Source organism: Bacillus sp. FSL K6-3459, from assembly GCF_038003305.1.
Classification (GTDB): Bacteria; Bacillota; Bacilli; order Bacillales; family Bacillaceae; genus Bacillus; species Bacillus pumilus_O.
This window is the reverse complement of record NZ_JBBOOW010000001.1, coordinates 232319-251584: the sequence shown is the minus strand read 5'-3', so window position 1 is coordinate 251584 and position 19266 is coordinate 232319. Positions and strand designations below refer to the sequence as shown.

Genomic DNA, 19266 nt, shown 5'->3' with positions numbered 1-19266 from the left:
TTCACATTTTTTTGAAAAAACATCACGTGTTTTACGCTGGACATGGTACTTTCCATGTCCAGTTTGCTAGCTTTTTAAGGTTCATGGCAGCGAAAGTAAGCATCGCTTGCATTGAAACTTTTTTCAGCCCACGAAGTTTCGTCCAACGCATACCATGCTTTTCTTTTGCATCCGCAAAAACGCGTTCAATCGTTTCTTTCCGTTTTGCGTAGATGCTCTTATTTATTTCAGTAAGTCTCAGATTGTCTGCTTCATCTAGGTAATCCTGCCAAATATGCCGATGAATTTGTTTGGTGTGGTTTTGACTTTGGGTACAGTTATCTAAAAACGAGCAGGACTTACATACTTCTGAATCGGACGCATATTGCTTATAGCCTTCTCTAGTCGTTGTACGATAAGAGAGAATTTGCCCGTTGGGGCAAATGTAACAATCAAAATATGCATCGTATACGTATTCATTCTTTTTCAAATAACCAGCTTTTGTTCTTGGACGAGTGTAGGGCATGACAGGTCTTATCTCTTGATCCATTAAGAACTTAGCGATGTAAGGTGTTTTATATCCCGCATCTACTGCGACTACATTTGGTTTTCCGACTTTCTCTGTCACCTTTGATACGAGTGAATCCAACATACGACTATCATGAACATTTCCGCCTGTGACCAGCGAGCCTAAAATAAATCCTTTTGAATCACAAGCTGTATGAAATGAATAAGCAAATGACTTTTCACGTTCATCCTTTACATAGTAGCCACTCTCTGGGTCAGTTGTGCTGACCTTGATTTCTTTTGTTTCTTCTTTATTCTGTAGGGGTAAGGGCTTTTTTCCATGTTCTTCACGATCAATATTGATCTCTTCATGAAGCTGATTTTGATAACTTCGCGTTTCTACTCGAACGACTTTCTTTTCAAGTTTCTTCTTATTGGCATTCGCTTTGACATGAGTGGAATCAATGAAGGCAATAGACGGGTCAACGAACCCTTTTTTCATCGCTTCTCTTAAGATTCGGTAGAAAATTTGTTCAAATAAATCTGTATCGTGGAAGCGTCTCACGTAGTTTTTACCGAAGGTAGAAAAGTGCGGGATTTTCTCCGAAAACCCATATCCAATAAACCAACGATAAGCCACATTGGTTTCAATTTCTTTAATGGTTTGACGCATAGAGCGAATACCAAATAAATATTGAATTAAGACCATCTTAATGAGAACAACAGGATCAACACTTGGTCTTCCATTGTCGGAACTATAGTGATCTTTGACAAGATCATAAATAAAGTCAAAATCGATTGCTTGATCTATTTTCCGTACAAGATGATCTTGAGGCACTAATTCATCTAAAGCCACTACTTCTAATTGATTCCGTCTTTCTTCTTCACGTTTCGATAACATGTTTATCCCCCACAGATTATTGTTATTACCCTTATTATACAAAAAAGCTTGTAGACTTTGTCTACAAGCTGAAAAGACCCTTTTGGGGTCTTTTCGTTTTTATATATTCACAAATCCTTCTCCGAACACATCACGCACGTCATGGACAACAACGAATGCGTCTCGATCAATTTTCTTAATAATTTTCTTTAGACGCATAAGTTCTTGTTTTTGAATGACAGCATAAAGAATTTCCTTTGATTCCTTTGAATAATGACCGCGGCCGTTTAAAATTGTCACGCCTCGATCCAAAGTGTGATTGATTTCTTCGGCAATATCATCTTTGCATGAAGAAATGATCGTCACTGCCTTTTTCGTGTTAAGCCCTTCTATCACGAAGTCCATCACCTTTGTTGCCACATACAGCATCACAATCGTGAACATTAATTTTTCCGCACCAATAATAAAGTAGGAAGCAAATACGACGATCAGATCAAAGAACAAGATGGCGTAGCTCACGTTCCAGTCTAAATACTTGTTGGCAATTCTTCCGAGTATGGCAGAACCCGCCGTTGTACCACCTGCTCTTAGCACAAGACCAATCCCAACTCCAATTATGATTCCTGCGAAAATGGCCCCAATGATCAATTCGTGAACATTCACGACCCATGTTGTGGTCAGGTGTAAGAATAGGGAGTTACTTGCGACGGCAACCACAGTATAGATCGTCGTCTTTTTGTCCAAATATTTATACCCTACAAGCAGCAGAATGGCATTAAAGACTAGGTTCGTCAGCCATGGTGCAATTTCAAACAAATAATAGAAAATGATGGACAGTCCCGTTACACCGCCTTCACCAAATTCAAGCGGAATGACAAACATATTTACTGCGGCGGCAAACAAAAAAGAACCAATTAGAATCATTGCGATATCTTTTACACATTTTTTCAATTTCTTCTTTCCTCCTTTTTTAAGCAAATAAAAAACCCTCTTTCTGCACGAAAGAAGACAGTCGTTGAACAAAATAAAAATCAAAAGACAGCGCCTTTTGATGAAGCTTTCTGAAATGAACCTTTTCATAATATATATCTCTTTTTGGAGGCTGTCAATGACTTGGTTTTCTATTATTTTGACTGCATGTTTATGCATGAAAACCCGCATGTTTTCAGGGTTTTTTAGCGGTCATATGCTTTTTCCTCTCCTTGACAAAAACACTTTAGTCATTTAAACTACTGCCTCATATCATATCCATCATTTCCGACTAAAAAGGAGGGTGTTCCATTCGATGAATCCTATTCAAAGCCGTTTACAGGCTCACGCACCTTTAATTTTAGACGGTGCACTTGCAACAGAGCTTGAACGAAAGGGCTGCAATTTAAATGACAGTTTATGGTCAGCCAAAATACTGATTGAACAACCAGAATTGATTCAGCAAGTACACTTGGATTACTTCAAAGCCGGAGCTGACTGTGCCACAACAGCGAGCTACCAAACGACGATTGATGGATTCGCTGAAAAAGGCTATTCAAAACAAGAAGCCATTGAACTAATGAAACGATCTGTCACTTTAGCAAAAGAGGCACGCAATCTTTTCTGGCAGGATGAAGCTAGTCGTAAAGGGCGGACAAAACCATTTGTCGCAGGATCTGTGGGGCCATTCGGCGCTTATTTGTCTGATGGTTCAGAATATAAAGGAAATTACGGACTCACAGAGCAGGCACTCATTGATTTTCATAGACCAAGGATTCAGGCATTAGTAGAGGCTGGTGCAGATATTCTTGCGTGTGAAACGATCCCTTGTCTCATGGAAGCAACAGCCATCGCAAAGCTGCTGCAAGATGAATTCAGCGGTGTATCTGCTTGGATTACATTCAGCGCGAAGGACGACCTTCATATTAGTGAAGGAGATTTGCTCAGAGAATGTGTACAAACACTAGAACCTTATGAACAAATAGCTGCTGTTGGCGTTAACTGTACGCCGCCGCAATATATCTCTTCCCTCATTCAAGAGATGAAAAAGGGGACAAGCAAGCCGATTGTCGTGTATCCAAACTCAGGGGAACTATATGATCCTGAAGAAAAGGTATGGAGCGGGGATACGCCTCAGCATACATTTGGTGAATGTGCGCATCAATGGTATCAAGACGGCGCACATATCATCGGCGGCTGCTGCCGGACGACCCCAGAAGATATCACGGACATCTTAAAACTTATCACATCATAGCACCATGATTCATCACACATACTTCTAAGCAAAAGGGCGGGAAGACATGGAACAAGCAAAAGATCAGTCACAACAATATCAACGAAAAATGACGAGTCGCCACCTGTTCATGCTCTCTCTAGGCGGCGTCATTGGCACAGGGCTCTTTTTAAGCTCTGGGTATACTATCAATCAAGCAGGACCCGCGGGAACAATCCTTGCCTATCTTGTCGGGGCATTAATTGTGTACCTCGTGATGCTTTGTTTAGGCGAACTGTCTGTTGCCATGCCGGTTACAGGGGCGTTTCATACGTATGCAACAAAATATATTGGACCCGGCACAGGCTACACAGTCGCTTGGCTGTACTGGCTGACATGGACAGTCGCACTCGGGTCGGAATTTACAGCGGCAGGGCTTTTAATGCAGCGCTGGTTCCCGGACACATCAGTTTGGATGTGGAGCGGCGTCTTTGCTCTTCTTATCTTTTTACTCAATGCGTTTACAGTTAAGTTTTTTGCAGAATCAGAGTTTTGGTTTTCCAGCATTAAAGTAATGGCTATTATTCTCTTTATTATTCTTGGCGGAGCTGCGATGTTTGGCTTGATTCCATTAAAAGGCGGTGAAGCCGCTCCGTTCTTTTCTAATTTCACCGGGGAAGGTGGTCTTTTCCCAAACGGCTTTTTACCAATTTTAATGACGATGCTTGCCGTCAATTTCGCTTTTTCAGGTACGGAGTTAATTGGGATTGCGGCGGGTGAAAGCGTCAATCCTGACGAGACCATTCCAAGAGCGATACGCACAACCGTACTGCGGCTTGTCTTGTTTTTCGTTGGAACAATCGTAGTCTTAGCTGGCCTGATCCCAGTAGAAGAAGCCGGGGTGATCAAAAGTCCATTTGTTGTGGTGTTTGATCGCATTGGGATTCCATATGCCGCAGATTTCATGAATTTTGTCATTTTGACAGCGATCTTATCTGCCGCAAACTCTGGACTATATGCGTCATCCCGTATGCTCTGGTCACTTTCTGAGGAACGGACCCTGCCTAAAAAACTGGCGAAGCTAACATCAAAAGGAATACCTTTGAATGCACTGATTTTAAGTATGATCGGCGGGATTCTTTCTTTGTTTTCAAGTGTCATCGCACCAGAGACGGTTTACCTTGTCCTTGTTTCAATCTCAGGGCTTGCCGTTGTGATCGTGTGGATGGGGATTGCTGCCTCACAATTTATGTTTCGGAAACGTTTTTTACAGGCAGGCGGAAAGCTTCATGATCTTTCCTTTCGAACCCCGCTCTATCCAGTGGTTCCGATTGCTGCCTTCTTCCTGTGTCTTGCCTCTGTGATCGCCATTGCCTTTGATCCAAATCAGCGGATTGCCCTTATCTGCGGCATTCCTTTCATTGCGCTCTGCTATGCTGCCTATTATGTAACAGCTTGGATTCAGAAAAAACGTGAAGAACCTGGTGTATAACGCCAGGTTTTTTCTATGAAAATAGTCTGACAAAAAAGGATATCACTAGTAAAAGAAGCACACTTTGGTATATGATAGGAATCTATGATTTTCAGGATGAACCAAGGGAGTTGTCACTATTATGGAAATGACTATTACAAGAGCATTAAGTGAACTGAAAATGTTAGATAAGAGAATCAACCGAACCGTTGATGAAGCCGTACTTGGTGGATTGATGATCGGGAAACATATACAGCATGGGTTTCAACATCAAGAAGAAATCGAAAAGAAAGCGAAGGCTGATGACCAATCGATTCAAGCATTAATCAAACGCCGGAATGCCATCAAATCTGCTATTGTTGTGTCGAATGCGACGACAACGATTGATGTAGCGGGTGTCAGCATGACAGTGGCGGAAGCGATTGAACGGAAGACATCAATAGAATACGATATTCGCTATTTACGGAAATTGAAAAAGGTGTACACAGAGCTAGTAGATAAAGCAGAACAAACCAATGCAGATGTGAAGAAGAGGCTCGACCAGCATTTAGAAACCTTGTTTGGAAAAGACGGAAAAACACAAGCGGCTGCCAATCAAGAGATCGTCAAGTCGTTTCTCGCTGAAAATGAGGCAACGATCATCGATCCGCTTCATCTTCGAGTGAAGATTGAAAAGCTTTCGACCGAAATTGAGGATTTCCAAATGGAAGTTGATTTTTCCTTGTCAGAAAGCAATACACTGACGAAAATACAGATCGATTAATCAATTTTGTTAGTGAGCCGAAAATCGATAGAACTAAACACCTCCGAGGGAAAGGTTATTCCCTCCTCATCTGATCATCTCTGGATGATCCTTGATAAAAGCTCAAAATTGAAAGTTCAAGGATCAACGTTCAAGTGAGAAAGTTCTTATCCATCAAAGCTCAGAATTAAAAGTTAAACGCTCGATCAAATCTGGGAGTCACGGCTCATGAGTGTTTGTTTATCGACTCTTTCGGTTGCCGCCCAGCAGGTTTGCTAACAAAAAGAAAAGGATGTCATCTGATGACATCCTCAGGCTGTCGAGAAAATCTCGGCAGCTTTATTTTTCCCTTAAATTTTCCACCACTCCATTTTATAATAGAGAAAAGCATTCTAAAGGAAGGTGTTTTTCTCATGTTCCACACTAGAAATTCTTCTCAGCACGAAGCCGAATTTGTATTGCTAGATCAACTGGTCGAAGAGGACCACCTGCTTCGTAAAATTGATCAGTACATTGATTTTTCATTTATCGTAGATAAAGTAAAACCCTATTATAGTGAGAATAAAGGTCGTCCTTCTCTTGATCCGCTTATTTTGTTCAAAATGATGTTTATCGGATACCTTTACGGTATCCGTTCTGAAAGACAACTCGAAAAAGAAATTTACTATAACATGGCGTATAGATGGTTTTTAGGTTTGAACATCAATGATCCCGTTCCCCATCACTCCACTATTAGTTGGAATCGTCGTACTCGATTTAAAAATACAACGATTTTTCAAGACATTTTCGATGAGATTGTGCTTCAAGCTATCAATCATGATATGGTAGGAGGTCGCGTTCTTTTTACTGATTCAACTCATCTTAAAGCCAATGCTAATAAACATAAATATACGAGAAAAACGATTGAACAAGATACCCAGAACTATATCAATGATTTAGAAGAAGCAGTCCAAGAAGATCGGGTGGCACATGGAAAAAAGCCCTTAAAGGTAAAAGAGGAGGTGAAAACAGAAAAAGACATTCGTCAAAGTATGACTGATCCTGAAAGTGGCTATTTATATCGCGAAAACAAGCCTGAAGGCTTTTTCTACCTAGACCACCGGACAACAGATATGAAGTATAATATCATCACCGATGCTCATGTCACGCCTGGAAATGTCCATGATTCTGTTCCATATCTTGATCGGTTAGATCACCAAATCGCACGATTTGGTTTTCAAGTAGAAGCTGTTGCGCTTGATTCAGGTTATTTGACAACACCAATTTGTAAAGGTCTATCTGATCGACATATTTTTGGTGTCATTGCCCATAGACGTTTTCATCCAACAAGAGGATTATTTGAGAAGTGGAAATTTCAGTATGATTCTGAAAATGATCATTACATATGCCCAAAAGGTGAGAAGCTTTTATATACGACAACAGATCGAAAAGGTTATCGATTCTACAAATCAGATCCTAAAAAATGTGCATCGTGTCCTTTCCTTGAAAGATGCACAAGGTCGAAAAATCATCAAAGAGTCATCTCAAGACACATATGGGAAGAACATAAAGAAAAGATCAGACAGAATCGTCTAACTGTTTCTGGAAAAGAGCTATATAAAAAAAGAAAAGAAAAAATAGAGCGAAGCTTTGCAGATTCAAAACAACTGCATGGGCTTCGCTACTGCCGGTTAAGGGGGAAACAAAATGTGAGTGAGCAAGTTCTCCTCACAGCTGCGTGTCAGAACATGAAAAAGATTGCCACACACCTAGCGAAGCTAGGCTAGGTGTGTGGGAGGCCTTTTTCATTAAATCTCATCCATCCTAATTACGATGAAAATAAAAAAGCCTGTAGAAAAACATGAGTTTCTCTACAAGCTGAGGATGTCATCTGATGACATCCTTTTTCTATGAAAACAACATGGCTTTCGCCAAGCAGCCTCTTCCAGTAGATTAGTTACGTAGTGTATACGCCAAATGGTACACACTTGTGACATTTGAAGATAGCTTGATGTCGTTTGAAGTGAACGTGATTGGAACGATATCGTAATAATGTGTAGACCAGCCTGCATTATTAAAAGTACGATAGCCTGCACCTGCAGGAACTTGAAATGTTAGTGAAAATCGTCCGTTCTCGTCTGTTGTGCCTGTCGCTCTCTCAGCATATGGTTTGATCGCTGCTTCAAAATAAAGCTGGATTGGCGAATTAGGCATCACTTTTCCATTTTTATCTACTAACGATCCTTTAAACGTAGCTGAATAATACGAACCTACTCGATATTTACTGCCAGACCCGTAATCGACTATACCTCCGTCTTTTGCTGTGACACCTGTTACTTGTACAGATGCTGGTACTGCTCCTGTTTCCTCTGCATGTGCAAAGGTTGGGAATACAAGAAGCAATGATAGAAAGAAAGCAAACATCATTTTTTTCATCGATAAATCCTCCTTTTTTTTCCTACAATATTACTATCGACAGAAATTGGTAGTTTTCCAGTAAAAAACAAAAAACTTCCCTTTTTTAGAAAGGGAAGTGACAGATTTTTGACAAAGGGAAGCTCTCCTCTTACTTTTTCACAACAACAACTTTCACCGCTTTGCTTTCTCTTTTTCTCACATCTGAAGCCGTCACATACAAGACTGTTTTGGCTTTTTGCGGTTTTATTTGGGCAGTAAAGGCGCCCTTGTTATTTGTTTTTACCGTTTTGATGACTTTCTTTGATTTATTTTTCACTTTAATGGTCAATCCTGCACCCGCAGTTCCTTTGATTGTTTTACTTTTGACCGTTACTTTACCAACTTTCGGCTTAGCTGGTGCTTTGCCTTTTTTGACGACTGTTTTGAGCGTTGTTGCTGCCTTTCCTTTTGAAATCTTAATGTGAAGGACTTTGTTTTTGTTCTGATGCTTGATCTTCACGCTAAAGGCTCCATTTTTGCCCGCTGTGCCTTTTCCAAGTAGAGTTTTGCCTCTATACACAGAAATAGCAGCGCCAGCCTTTGCTTTACCTGTCACCTTTTGATGCTGATCCTCCACCTTGCTGATAGATGCATTTAGTTCGACAGCACTTAAAGCAGCAAATGCATTCAGTCTGCCATGTCCTGTCATCCAATCAATCCCTGGAATTTTCGGATCGACAATTGGCTCTTCATTTTCATCATAGAAAACGTCATCTGCTCCATCAACCGATGTAAAGGAGATATTATCGGCTGTGCTTTGCAAAATATTCCTTACTTGATTCGGCTTTAAGGTTGGATTTTTAGAAAGCAGTAATCCTGCTGCCGCTGCTACATATGGTGTCGCCATGGATGTCCCGCTCAAGTATGAGACATTCCCATCTGGCATTAAGCTTGGAATATCAGATCCTGGTGCAGACATGCTTAGTCCTTTACCATAGCTTGAGAATTCAGCAGCAATATCCATACGATTGCTTGCACCAATGGCCATTGCGTACTTTGATGTCGCAGGATAGCCCATTTCTGGAACGCCATCATTTCCACTCGCCACGACCACTAGTACATTTCTTTGAGCCGCGTAGTTCATTGCATATTCGATTACCCGGCTATAGTAGCCGCCAAGACTCATGTTGATGACCTTTGCGCCTTTATCCACTGCATGCTTGATTCCAAGTGCAATATGCTCTGTATCTCCAAAACCATAGGCATCCAGTACCTTCACCGGAATGATGCCCGTATGTTGATTGAGACCTGCCATTGAGTAATGATTATCAGCTTTTGCGGCAATGATGCCCGCCACATGCGTACCGTGTCCATTGTCATCAATCGCATCTTTGTTTCGTCCAATGAGATTCGCACCTAAGTCCGTACGAACAGTCCCGCTTAGATCAGCCAAACGACTGTCTACACCTGTATCCACTACAGCAATCAATGTTTGCTTCATTTTGCTTGTGCCAATCAGTGTATTCATTTGTTCAAACTTCACATCAGCGCCTTTTTTCCCGCTGTTTTGCCCGCTGTTTTTCAGGGGCCACTGGTATCCATACTGCACATCATTGCTCAGTGCACGATACGTTTGAACAGGCTCTGCAAATTCAACATTCGGCATGATGGACAGCTTTCTCGCAGTGCTTTTGATCACAGCTTTGCCTGCTTTTAAAGTCTTTCCAGCTGATTCTTGCCCTGCTGGCACATCATAGACATACATTCCTTTAAACAAAGGACTTACTGACTGCGATGTCACGCGGTTTTCTTGGATTCCATAGCTTTTCATCTTCTTTTTCGCCGATTGAAGCGTTTGGCCATCCTTTAGTTTAAAAATGATCTTATTCGTCTTCACTTTCTCTTCTTTTACAAGCTTTTGCTTTTCTAATACATAACCGATCGATTTTCCTTCAAGCTGATCGATTCCAATCTGTTGATTCACTGCTTCTAATTCCTTCTTTAAATAGGCAGGACTTGCTCCTTTGAGCATATCAAAAAGGGAACGGATTGCCTGTTGTTCTTTCTCTGTCACAATATGACCGCTAAATGCACCATTTTTCTCTACGTCATTTAGCAGTGACTTTAATGTCAGTAGATAATTGTATACCTTTTGTTGCTCATTTTTTTGTTTGATGAGCTTCGATTTGAGAAACGGCTTTGTTTTTTGAAGCACTCGGCTCAGCTTCTGACCATTTGGTGTTTCATTAAAACGTTTATCTTCAATTGTACGAATCGATTGAAGAATTTCGCGCCCGTATTTTTTCTCTATAATAATGATGTCAGGCTCATCATCTTCTGGGAAAACAGGTTCAGAAGGCGGAAGGTTAGCTCCTTTATACCCGATTGTATATGCTGCATCCTCTTCCTCATCACGGCTGTCTTCCTCCGACCCTAAGTAGAGCACTTTGACATAATAAGGACCTGACCATGCATGCGGGAAGTCTACCTCTGTCTCTCCACTTGCAGTGTCCACACGATATCTCGAATAAGTGTCATCCTTCATCGCTCTGTCTTTACTTGGATAGACAGATACGGATAACACTTGTTTACTTTTGACAGAAATTTTCATATGTGTATCTTTTGCCACCTCTTGTGCAGATGGCGTGATTTGGTACCATGACTCTTCCATTTCATTCTGTAATGTCCCTGAGATGACTTCACCATTTTTTAACCCAATGGCTTCATTGACATTTGTTCCTTTACTGGCAGCTGCTGCCTCGTATCCAGGTAATGCCGCCATACAGAGAATGATGGCCATGAGTACGATCACACAGGATTTGACCTGCTTTTTGAACATGAAAAGACCCCCTTATCTTTTGTCACACCTTGGAAGAATATCACAGAAATGCAATTAGTAGAATCTGTTTTTTACATAATTAAACTCGTTTTAAGCTAGGATTTGAGATAACAGAGTACAAGACAAATAGCTTCATAAACTTTTTGCCATTTCAAACGGAAAATGATGCTATTTAACCTTGCAGAAAAGTACATTACAATCAACTTGTAAGCGCTTAACAAACAAGAGAGAAGGGATCAGCTTGTTCCAAAAAGATCATGTTTTCACAAAAGTAAACGGACGATCAAAGAATGAGATTTTACAATACATTGCCGAGAAAGCTGAAGACCTTCAGATTACAAACGATCAGGCGGGGTTATTATCGGATTTGTTGACTCGCGAAGACGAAGTTTCAACAGGACTTCAGCAAGGCTTCGCCATTCCTCATACAAAAAGCTCCGCTGTACAAACGGCATCACTTCTTTTTTTAGAGCTAGAACAACCGATTGAATGGGGCAGCTTCGACGATTTGCCCACAAGCTATTTATTTACACTGCTCGTTCCATTAGAAGAGGCAAATGTCACACACCTGAAATTACTGTCAGGGATTGCGACAAGCCTTATGGAACCGGCTTTCATCGAAAAAATACAGCCAGGTCAAACCGCTAACTATTATTACGAAGTCATTGAACAACAATTGAAAGAGGGGATTACACAATGAAAATTGTCGGTGTCACTTCATGTCCAGCAGGGTTAGCTCATACTCCAATGGCAGCAAAGGCGTTAGAAAATGCGGGTAAACAGCTCGGACACGAGATCAAAATCGAACAGCAAGGGATTATGGGACAGGTGAACGGCATTACAGCAGAGGAAGCAAAGCAGGCAGACCTCTGCATCATTGCCTCCAATCAGCATATCAACGATGCTGAACGTTTCTCAGGCATTCCCACAGTACGTGTCGAGATTGGACGCGCTTTAAAAAATGCCGAGCAAATCATCACAAAAGCTGTAGCACTTGTTGAAAAGAAAAAATCTGAATCTTAATAAACGTGAGCAATGCCATATAGAAAGGAGCAAAGCAAAATGAAAGCAAAATTAAAAGTCATTGAAGGCCATCTCATGACCGGTATTTCTTATATTCTTCCTGTGATCATTGGTGCCTCCCTTATCGTTGGTTTAGCAAAATTAGTCGGTTTAGGATTTGGTGTTTCAGATTTAAACGCCTATAAGGATGCTGGCGGCATACTGCACGGTGCCTATTTAATGGAGCAGGTTGGCTGGACAGGCATTGGCTTAATGAACGTCCTACTCGCTGGATTTATCGCCTATTCGATTGCGGATAAATCAGGGCTTGCAGCCGGCTTCATCGGCGGTGCCCTTGCCAGCTCAACGAATGCTGGATTTATCGGTGCCGTTATTGCAGGCTTCTTTGCAGGATATGTCGCTCTTTTTGTAAAACGAAAAATTCAAATTCAAGGCTCCGCAGCCGGACTTGTTCCTCTGCTCATCTTACCGCTTATTACCGTTGGCTTAACTGGACTTCTCATGTCCGTTCTGCTGGGCGGGCCATTAGGCGCTTTGAACACGGCTTTAATTGAATGGATCAAAGGTATGGTCGCTGACGGGACAAGCACACTCGCACTCGCTCTCATTTTAGGTGCGATGATTGGCTTTGACCTTGGGGGACCAGTGAATAAATCGGCTTGGATGGCCGGTAATGCGCTCTTCCTATCAGGCGTCTACCTCCCTGCCATTCTCGTCAATATTGCGATTGTCATCCCGCCGCTTGGATACGGGCTTGCAACACTGATTCGAAAACGCAACTTCTCTCCGACCTTTAGAGAAGCCGGACGTGGCGGTCTTGTCATGGGCATTATCGGTATTACAGAAGGGGCAATTCCTTTTACCCTTGTCAATCCTTTGAAATTGATTCCGCTCAATGTTGTCGCATGTGCTGCTGGAAGCGGGGTCGCTGCATTATTAGGTGTTCATGACATCATGCCGCCAATTGGCGGGCTATACGGATTCTTCTCCGTCGGAAACTGGTGGGCCTATTTAATCGGAGCCCTCACTGGCGCACTCGTCATCGGTATTGGCGCCAACCTGCTTGTCAATTTCTCTGAGAAAAAAGAACCAAAAACGCCAGAGCATGATCAGAAACAGAAAGAAGAAGACGATTTTGACCTTGTACTAGAAGGATAATTTGCACATAGAAAGGTGTCGTTGATCAATGACTGTCAATGTACATGTGATTCCACATACTCACTGGGACCGGGAATGGTATTTCACCACCTCCCGCTCCCGTATCTACTTAATGAAAAGCGTAATGGACATTTTAGACACCCTTGAAACAGATGACAGGTTCCATTATTTCATGCTCGATGCCCAAGCATCCTTATTGGATGATTACTTGAAATGGCGTCCTGAGGATGAGAATCGAATTAAAAAGCTCGTCACAGCCAAACGTCTCATCATCGGCCCATGGTATACCCAAACTGACCAGCTCGTCATTTCAGGTGAATCCATTGTACGGAACCTGCAATATGGAATTGAACGCTGTCAGCAGTTCGGTCATGTGATGAAAGTCGGCTATGTCCCTGACTCATTCGGTCAATCCGCGCAAATGCCTCAAATTTACCGCGGATTTGGCATTGTGGATACGGCTTTTTGGCGCGGCGTTTCAGATCATATGACGAATCACACCGAATTCAATTGGCAAGGTGCTGACGGAAGTGAAGTCTTTGCGGTGAACCTGCCATTTGGCTACTACTACGGTGGAAATATTCCTGAAAAGGATGAGGACTTACAAGCCTTTTTATCTGAAAAAATCGGTGCGCTGCAAGCAAAGGCCACCACAAAGAATGTCTATTTCCCAAATGGCTTTGACCAGGCACCCATTCGCAAAAATCTGCCTGACTTATTAGAAAAAGCCAATGAACTGGACGAGCATCACTATCAAATCAGCAGTTTAGAAGATTACATTGCAGCAGTGAAAAAAGAGCGGACATCTTTTGAAACATTACAAGGAGAGCTCATTCATGCGAAGCACATGCGAATTCACAAATCTATTTTTTCAACACGAGCTGATTTAAAAATCTTAAACAATCAAATTGAAAACTATCTCGTCAACGTGATGGAGCCGATCCTCACGATCAGCTATTCACTCGGACACGACTATCCGCATGACACGGTTCGTGATATTTGGTACCTCATGTTTGAAAATGCAGCGCATGACAGCATTGGCGGATGTAATAGCGACACGACGAATCAAGACGTCTTCTTCCGCTACAAGCAGGCAAAGGAAATTGCCGAGAACCTTGTGGATCTACACATGCGTCTCATTGCCATTCGACTGCAAACTGAGCAAGACATCACACTCACGTTATTTAATACCTTGCCTTCAAAACGTTCTGAAGTCATTGAAGTCGAAACCTTTATCACAGAACGCCCATTTACACTAAAGGATGCACATGGGAGAACGCTTCACTACACAGTGAAAAGCAAAACCGATGTCACAGATTATGTGCTGGCACAGCAAATTTCTCTTAACCCAAGTAAAGAAGTGTACATGCCAAAGCAAGTATGGAAAGCCGTTCTGCTGATCGAAGCCACCAGCTTACCATCCGTTGGTTATACACAAGTCAGCATGGTCTTCGATGAATCGAGCGAATCTGTATGGGAACAAACAGAAGGACATGCGATTGAAAATGCGTATTACCGCATTACAGCAAACGACAATGGATCATTGGACATCACAGATAAACAAACTGGCCGGACATTCTCTGAGCAAATGATCTTTGAAGACAATGGAGACGATGGGGATTCTTACAACTATTCCCCGCCGCGCGAGGATTTGTATGTGTCATCCAAGGACCTTTCTTCAGCAGACATCGCAGTGTCTAAAAGCGGCTTGCAGGAAGAGCTCACTGTCCAGCTTACTCTTACGGTACCCTATGACTTAGAAGAGCGCTCTCAGCAAACGGTCACGACTTCACTCCCGATCACAGCGAAGGTGGCATTAAACAAAGATGAGCCTGTCATCCGTTTTCATGTCGATGTCGACAATCATGCGTTAGACCATCGTCTGCGTGTCCTCTTTGATACAGGCATCGCATCAAAAGTATCACTGAGCGATCAGCAATTTGGAACCATCGAACGCCCAACTGAGCTCACGCAAGAGCTTGAATGGTGGAGCAATGAACATTGGGAAGAAAAACCAATCACCATTGAACCGATGCAATCCTTTACTTCACTTCGTGATGAAGCATACGGTGTCGCTCTATTGACAGACTGCGTGAGAGAATACCAGATCACAGGAGAAGACTACACAACGATTGCGTATACGCTCTTCCGCTGTTTCGGAAAAATGGGGAAAGAAAACCTCCTTTACCGTCCAGGCCGTGCATCTGGTGAAAAAATTGTGGAGACACCTGACGCTCAGCTGCAAGGTGCACTATCGTTCTCGTTTGGTATGCACTATAGCAAGGACGCAGTCAGCGAGGGACACTTAGCACAGCTTGCCAAACGGTATACCACCCCTGTTCAATGCTACGAGCGGGCAGACTTTTTAAACGGTCGTTTAATTTTCTCTTTCCGAGATGAAAAAGAAGACTTACAATCTACTTATAGCCTGCTTGACATCGAGACAGACGGAGCCATTCTAAGCGCTCTGAAAAAAGAAGAGCACGGAACAGGCATTGTCATTCGTCTCTTCAATCCATTTTTGACGCGTCAAACAGCCGCTTCAATCAATAGTTCATCGCTACAACACGGAGAAACAGCGAATTTAGGCGAAACACCTGAAGGACATATACTCAAAGCACAACATGGATCATTACACATTGAACCGCTCACACCTTGTCAGGTACAAACCTACATTGTAAAGAAAAAATGAACATGTAGGGGCGGGATCCATTTGGATTCCGCCCCTCTTTAATGGAGGGCATTGATCATGCGAATTGGAGGCATTGAAGCAGGCGGAACAAAATTTGTCTGCGGCTACGGAACAACCGACGGAACGATTGAACACATGACTTCCTTTGCAACAGGAAACCCAATTGAAACATGCCAGCAAGTGATCGATTACTTTACAAAGCATCCTGTCGATGCCATTGGCATTGGGGCTTTCGGGCCTGTTGATGTAAAAGAGCACAGCCCAAGCTATGGGACGATTTTAGAGACACCCAAAACAGCTTGGCGCCAGTTCCCTTTCCTCTCTACCTTAAAACAAGCCCTTGGGCTCCCGATGAAGCTTGATACCGATGTGAATTGTGCAGCACTCGGGGAAGCCCGCTTTTCGCTTGAAGCAGAAAAGCCTGCTTCTTTGGTCTATATCACTGTAGGAACTGGGATAGGTGGCGGTGCCTATATTGAACATCGCCTTATTCACGGGTTGCTGCATCCAGAAATGGGTCATATCACAGTGCAGCGGCACCCTCATGATTCCTATGGTGGCTGTTGCCCTATACATCATGACTGTTTAGAGGGACTGGCATCAGGTCCTGCCATAGAAGGGCGCTATCATACACTGGCATCCATGCTGCCAGAAGAGCATCCTGCTTGGTCACTTCATGCCTACTATCTCGGGCAGATGACCGCCAATTTATTACTCACCCTTTCACCAGAACGCATCATTCTCGGCGGAGGTGTGATGAAACAGCCTGCTATGCTACCGCTCATTCTTGAGGAAACAGAAAAGCGGCTTCATGGGTATTTACAACTACCAAAGCCTTTAAATCAAATTATCACCAAGCCATCCTTTGATGGATTATCAGGTTTAATGGGCGCCATCGCTCTTGGTACTGATGCCTTACAAGCACAAGGAGCCACGCAATGATGATGACGGCAGATCCTCGAACCTATCAGCTGATTCAGCGGCTATTTGAAACGAAGGGGTTCGTGAAGCTAGAGGAGCTCACTGCCTCTTTTCGCTTATCTGACCGATCCATCCGTCATTTAATCAAAGAAGCAAATGAGCAATTAAAGGAAGCTGGAGCCAAGATTAAAACGATCCGCGGAAAGGGATACACGCTATTAACGAGTGACCAAGATGCCTTCCTGCTTTGGCTTCATCAGCAGAAACTTCCTGCCCGCTCACTCGTCCCCGTCATGCCAGAAGAGCGTGTACGATTCATCATGAGGAAGCTATTGCTTCAACAGGATTACTTAAAAATTGACCAGCTAGCCGAAGAACTGTTTATCAGCCGCATGACGGTCAGCAGTGATTTGAAAAAAGGACGAGAGCTGTTAGCCCGTTACGGTATGTCCCTTCTGTCAAAGCCTGGATTTGGCTTGAAAATTGAAGGAGACGAACTGCAAAAAAGAACATGCTATGCAGACTTACTCCTTGAAGAAGAGCCTGCACTTTCTCATATCACCGAGCGCGAGCAGCTCCATTTTCCCGATATTTCTCTTGAAACCATTCGATCGATTGTCCTGACGAATCTGCATCAAGAGTCATTGCTCATTAAAGACATTGCCTTAAAAAACTTAGTCATTCATTTAGCGATTGCGATTCAGCAGACACGAAAAAACCAGCGGATACCTGCCAGTACCACTCGTACACAACGATTACCCGTCTTGATGAGAATTGCCCAAAAGATCATACAACAAGTGAGTGATACCTTTCATGTCACCTTGTCGGAGGATGAAACAGATTACTTAGTCATGCATCTATTGGCAAATCAAACGTGGAAAGAAGCCGCCCAGCATCAGACGACATTGGAGGTTCAGCAGGCGATTGCGGTCTTTCTACAGCACATTGAGAAAATGAGCGGCCATCGATTTGCAGATGACAACATCCTGCAGCAAGACTTGATGCTTCATATGAAACCATTATTAAATCGAATCCAACATGGCGTATCCTTACAAAATCCGCTGTTGCATGAAATCAAAACGTCCTATCCATACCCGTTTGATTTGGCTGTCAGCGGGCTGAATGCCTTACAGCTGGTGCGGACGCCAAATGAAGATGAAGCGGCATATGTTGCCCTGCATATCGCTGCTTCATTTGAAAGAAGTCAGCTCGATACCTCGCAAAAAAAGAAAGCGATTATCGTGTGCGGATCTGGTTTAGGGACGGCAAGACTACTTGAAATTAAATTGAAGACAGCCTTTCAGCACGAACTGGACATCGTCGAGCTGTATTCCTATCAGGATTATCTCATGAGCACCACCCTTCCCTGTGATGTCATCATTACAACCGTCCCACTCGCATCAAAGGGAAAACCAGTGATACAGGTCAGCGCCTTTTTTGAAAAACATGATGTGCAGCGGGTGAATGAGGTCATTCATTTATTAAATGGACACGGGACTCCCACGCAGGAACTGATGGCGTTTTTTCAAGAACGATTAACCTTATTGAATGCTGAACTATCCAGTAAGGACGAGGTATTAGACACACTATGCAGCCGTTTAGAAACGCATCAGCTAGTATCGTCATCTTTTCGGTCCTCAGTGCTTGAACGGGAGCAAATGTCGTCTACCTATCTTGGAAGAGGCATTGCCATGCCGCACCCGCTTATCACAAATGAAGGCACATCCTGCATAGCCATCGCACACTTAAAACAGCCGATTGACTGGCAGGGAGACCAAGTATCACTTGTCTTTTTATTAGCCATTCATAAAGATGACGCAGCCTGCATGAATCAATTTTTTGAACAGGCCGTCGATTTACTGGACAATCCAAACCGCATTCACTCCCTGAATCAATCAAAAACATTTGATGAGCTAATGAATGCGTTGTTTCAATAAGATCAAACAAAAGGCCGCCCAGTTGTTGATGAGGCGGCCTTCGTGTGATTGAGAATCATCAATCGTATATGACATTTTTTCCTTCTTCACTTAATTTCTTTAAAGAGCTCAGCATATGTTCAATTTCTTCATCGGAATGTCTTTCCCATGAACCTAATTCTGCGACGATTTTCAAAGGGGATTTCGATCGATAAGAACGTGTTGGGTTGCCGGGAAATCTTTTGTCAGTCAAATTCGGATCATTTTCAAACTCGCCTAACGGTTCTACAAGATAAATTCTTTCTCTCGCATCAGATCTTGCTAATTCAGCACCCCATTTGGCCGCGTTTAGTGTTCCGGTAAAATAGATATGGTTTGATTTTCGATCCTGATAATTCGATAAGTACTGCGGTTCAAGCAGATCTCCTATCTTCAATTCTGCTTTCGTCCCATGAAAAAATGGACCAGGGTCTAAAACTTGTTGCTTGTCATTCATACAGCCACGCCCCTTATCGTTTTTGACTTGCGTATAACAGTATACGGCCTGATCTGGGTAGAAAACAGTCTATAAATGAGATGA

The 19266-nt window shown here is 42.8% G+C and carries 15 protein-coding genes; 10 read left to right on the top strand and 5 right to left on the bottom strand.

Annotated elements, in window-relative coordinates; all coding sequences use genetic code 11:
• Nucleotides 1-31: 31 nt before the first annotated feature.
• Both MHI35_RS01405 and MHI35_RS01400 read right to left on the bottom strand, forming a co-directional pair.
• Nucleotides 32-1387, bottom strand: a complete 1356-nt coding sequence (locus MHI35_RS01405) for an IS1182-like element ISBpu1 family transposase (RefSeq protein ID WP_284553666.1) — start codon at nucleotides 1385-1387, stop codon at nucleotides 32-34.
• 99 nt (nucleotides 1388-1486) lie between these two features.
• Nucleotides 1487-2317, bottom strand: coding sequence for a YitT family protein (locus MHI35_RS01400; RefSeq protein ID WP_249407387.1), 831 nt, complete (start codon nucleotides 2315-2317; stop codon nucleotides 1487-1489).
• Nucleotides 2318-2651: 334 nt separating this feature from the next.
• On the opposite strand from MHI35_RS01400, the gene mmuM reads away from it, so the two are divergent.
• The 4 genes from mmuM to MHI35_RS01380 all read left to right on the top strand — a co-directional run bounded on the left by mmuM (nucleotide 2652) and on the right by MHI35_RS01380 (nucleotide 7527).
• Nucleotides 2652-3590 (top strand): homocysteine S-methyltransferase, encoded by a 939-nt coding sequence (mmuM, locus tag MHI35_RS01395; protein WP_211063405.1) that lies wholly within the window; start codon nucleotides 2652-2654, stop codon nucleotides 3588-3590.
• A 46-nt stretch (nucleotides 3591-3636) separates the two neighbouring features.
• Nucleotides 3637-5040 (top strand): S-methylmethionine permease, encoded by a 1404-nt coding sequence (gene mmuP, locus MHI35_RS01390; protein ID WP_335349840.1) that lies wholly within the window; start codon nucleotides 3637-3639, stop codon nucleotides 5038-5040.
• Between the two features lie 121 nt (nucleotides 5041-5161).
• Nucleotides 5162-5782, top strand: a complete 621-nt coding sequence (locus MHI35_RS01385; RefSeq protein ID WP_144468833.1) for a hypothetical protein — start codon at nucleotides 5162-5164, stop codon at nucleotides 5780-5782.
• A gap of 392 nt (nucleotides 5783-6174) precedes the next feature.
• A complete protein-coding gene (locus tag MHI35_RS01380) occupies nucleotides 6175-7527 on the top strand; it encodes an IS1182 family transposase (protein ID WP_172692994.1) in 1353 nt (450 codons plus the stop codon).
• A 166-nt stretch (nucleotides 7528-7693) separates the two neighbouring features.
• On the opposite strand, the gene MHI35_RS01375 is transcribed toward MHI35_RS01380, so the two are convergent.
• Nucleotides 7694-8176 (bottom strand): hypothetical protein, encoded by a 483-nt coding sequence (locus tag MHI35_RS01375; protein WP_211063407.1) that lies wholly within the window; start codon nucleotides 8174-8176, stop codon nucleotides 7694-7696.
• Nucleotides 8177-8306: 130 nt separating this feature from the next.
• Nucleotides 8307-10976 carry a S8 family peptidase gene (locus tag MHI35_RS01370; RefSeq protein WP_335349333.1) on the bottom strand — a complete coding sequence of 890 codons (2670 nt, stop codon included), beginning with the start codon at nucleotides 10974-10976 and terminating at the stop codon, nucleotides 8307-8309.
• Between the two features lie 241 nt (nucleotides 10977-11217).
• On the opposite strand from MHI35_RS01370, the gene MHI35_RS01365 reads away from it, so the two are divergent.
• From MHI35_RS01365 to MHI35_RS01340, 6 genes are read left to right on the top strand one after another with little or no spacing between them, the layout of a single operon-like run.
• Nucleotides 11218-11676 carry a PTS sugar transporter subunit IIA gene (locus tag MHI35_RS01365; RefSeq protein ID WP_144522487.1) on the top strand — a complete coding sequence of 153 codons (459 nt, stop codon included), beginning with the start codon at nucleotides 11218-11220 and terminating at the stop codon, nucleotides 11674-11676.
• Entirely contained in the window at nucleotides 11673-11999 is a 327-nt protein-coding gene (locus MHI35_RS01360; protein WP_012008793.1) for a PTS fructose transporter subunit IIB, read from the top strand. Before MHI35_RS01365 ends, MHI35_RS01360 begins: the two co-directional genes overlap by 4 nt.
• Nucleotides 12000-12038: 39 nt before the next feature.
• Nucleotides 12039-13157: a PTS fructose transporter subunit IIC gene (locus tag MHI35_RS01355; RefSeq protein ID WP_034664325.1), complete on the top strand. Its 1119-nt coding sequence runs from the start codon at nucleotides 12039-12041 to the stop codon at nucleotides 13155-13157.
• A gap of 28 nt (nucleotides 13158-13185) precedes the next feature.
• Complete coding sequence (mngB, locus tag MHI35_RS01350) at nucleotides 13186-15849, top strand: mannosylglycerate hydrolase (protein WP_211063409.1); 2664 nt, start codon at nucleotides 13186-13188, stop codon at nucleotides 15847-15849.
• Nucleotides 15850-15906: 57 nt separating this feature from the next.
• Nucleotides 15907-16791, top strand: a complete 885-nt coding sequence (locus MHI35_RS01345) for an ROK family protein (protein ID WP_144522489.1) — start codon at nucleotides 15907-15909, stop codon at nucleotides 16789-16791.
• On the top strand, nucleotides 16788-18707 hold the full coding sequence (locus tag MHI35_RS01340) for a BglG family transcription antiterminator (RefSeq protein WP_335349334.1): 1920 nt from the start codon (nucleotides 16788-16790) through the stop codon (nucleotides 18705-18707). The genes MHI35_RS01345 and MHI35_RS01340 overlap by 4 nt, the downstream gene beginning before the upstream one ends.
• A 58-nt stretch (nucleotides 18708-18765) precedes the next feature.
• Here MHI35_RS01340 and arr read toward each other — a convergent pair whose 3' ends face one another.
• The gene (gene arr / locus MHI35_RS01335) at nucleotides 18766-19182 is read right to left on the bottom strand and encodes an NAD(+)--rifampin ADP-ribosyltransferase (protein ID WP_335349335.1); all 417 of its coding nucleotides are present in this window, start codon (nucleotides 19180-19182) and stop codon (nucleotides 18766-18768) included.
• Nucleotides 19183-19266: the final 84 nt, after the last annotated feature.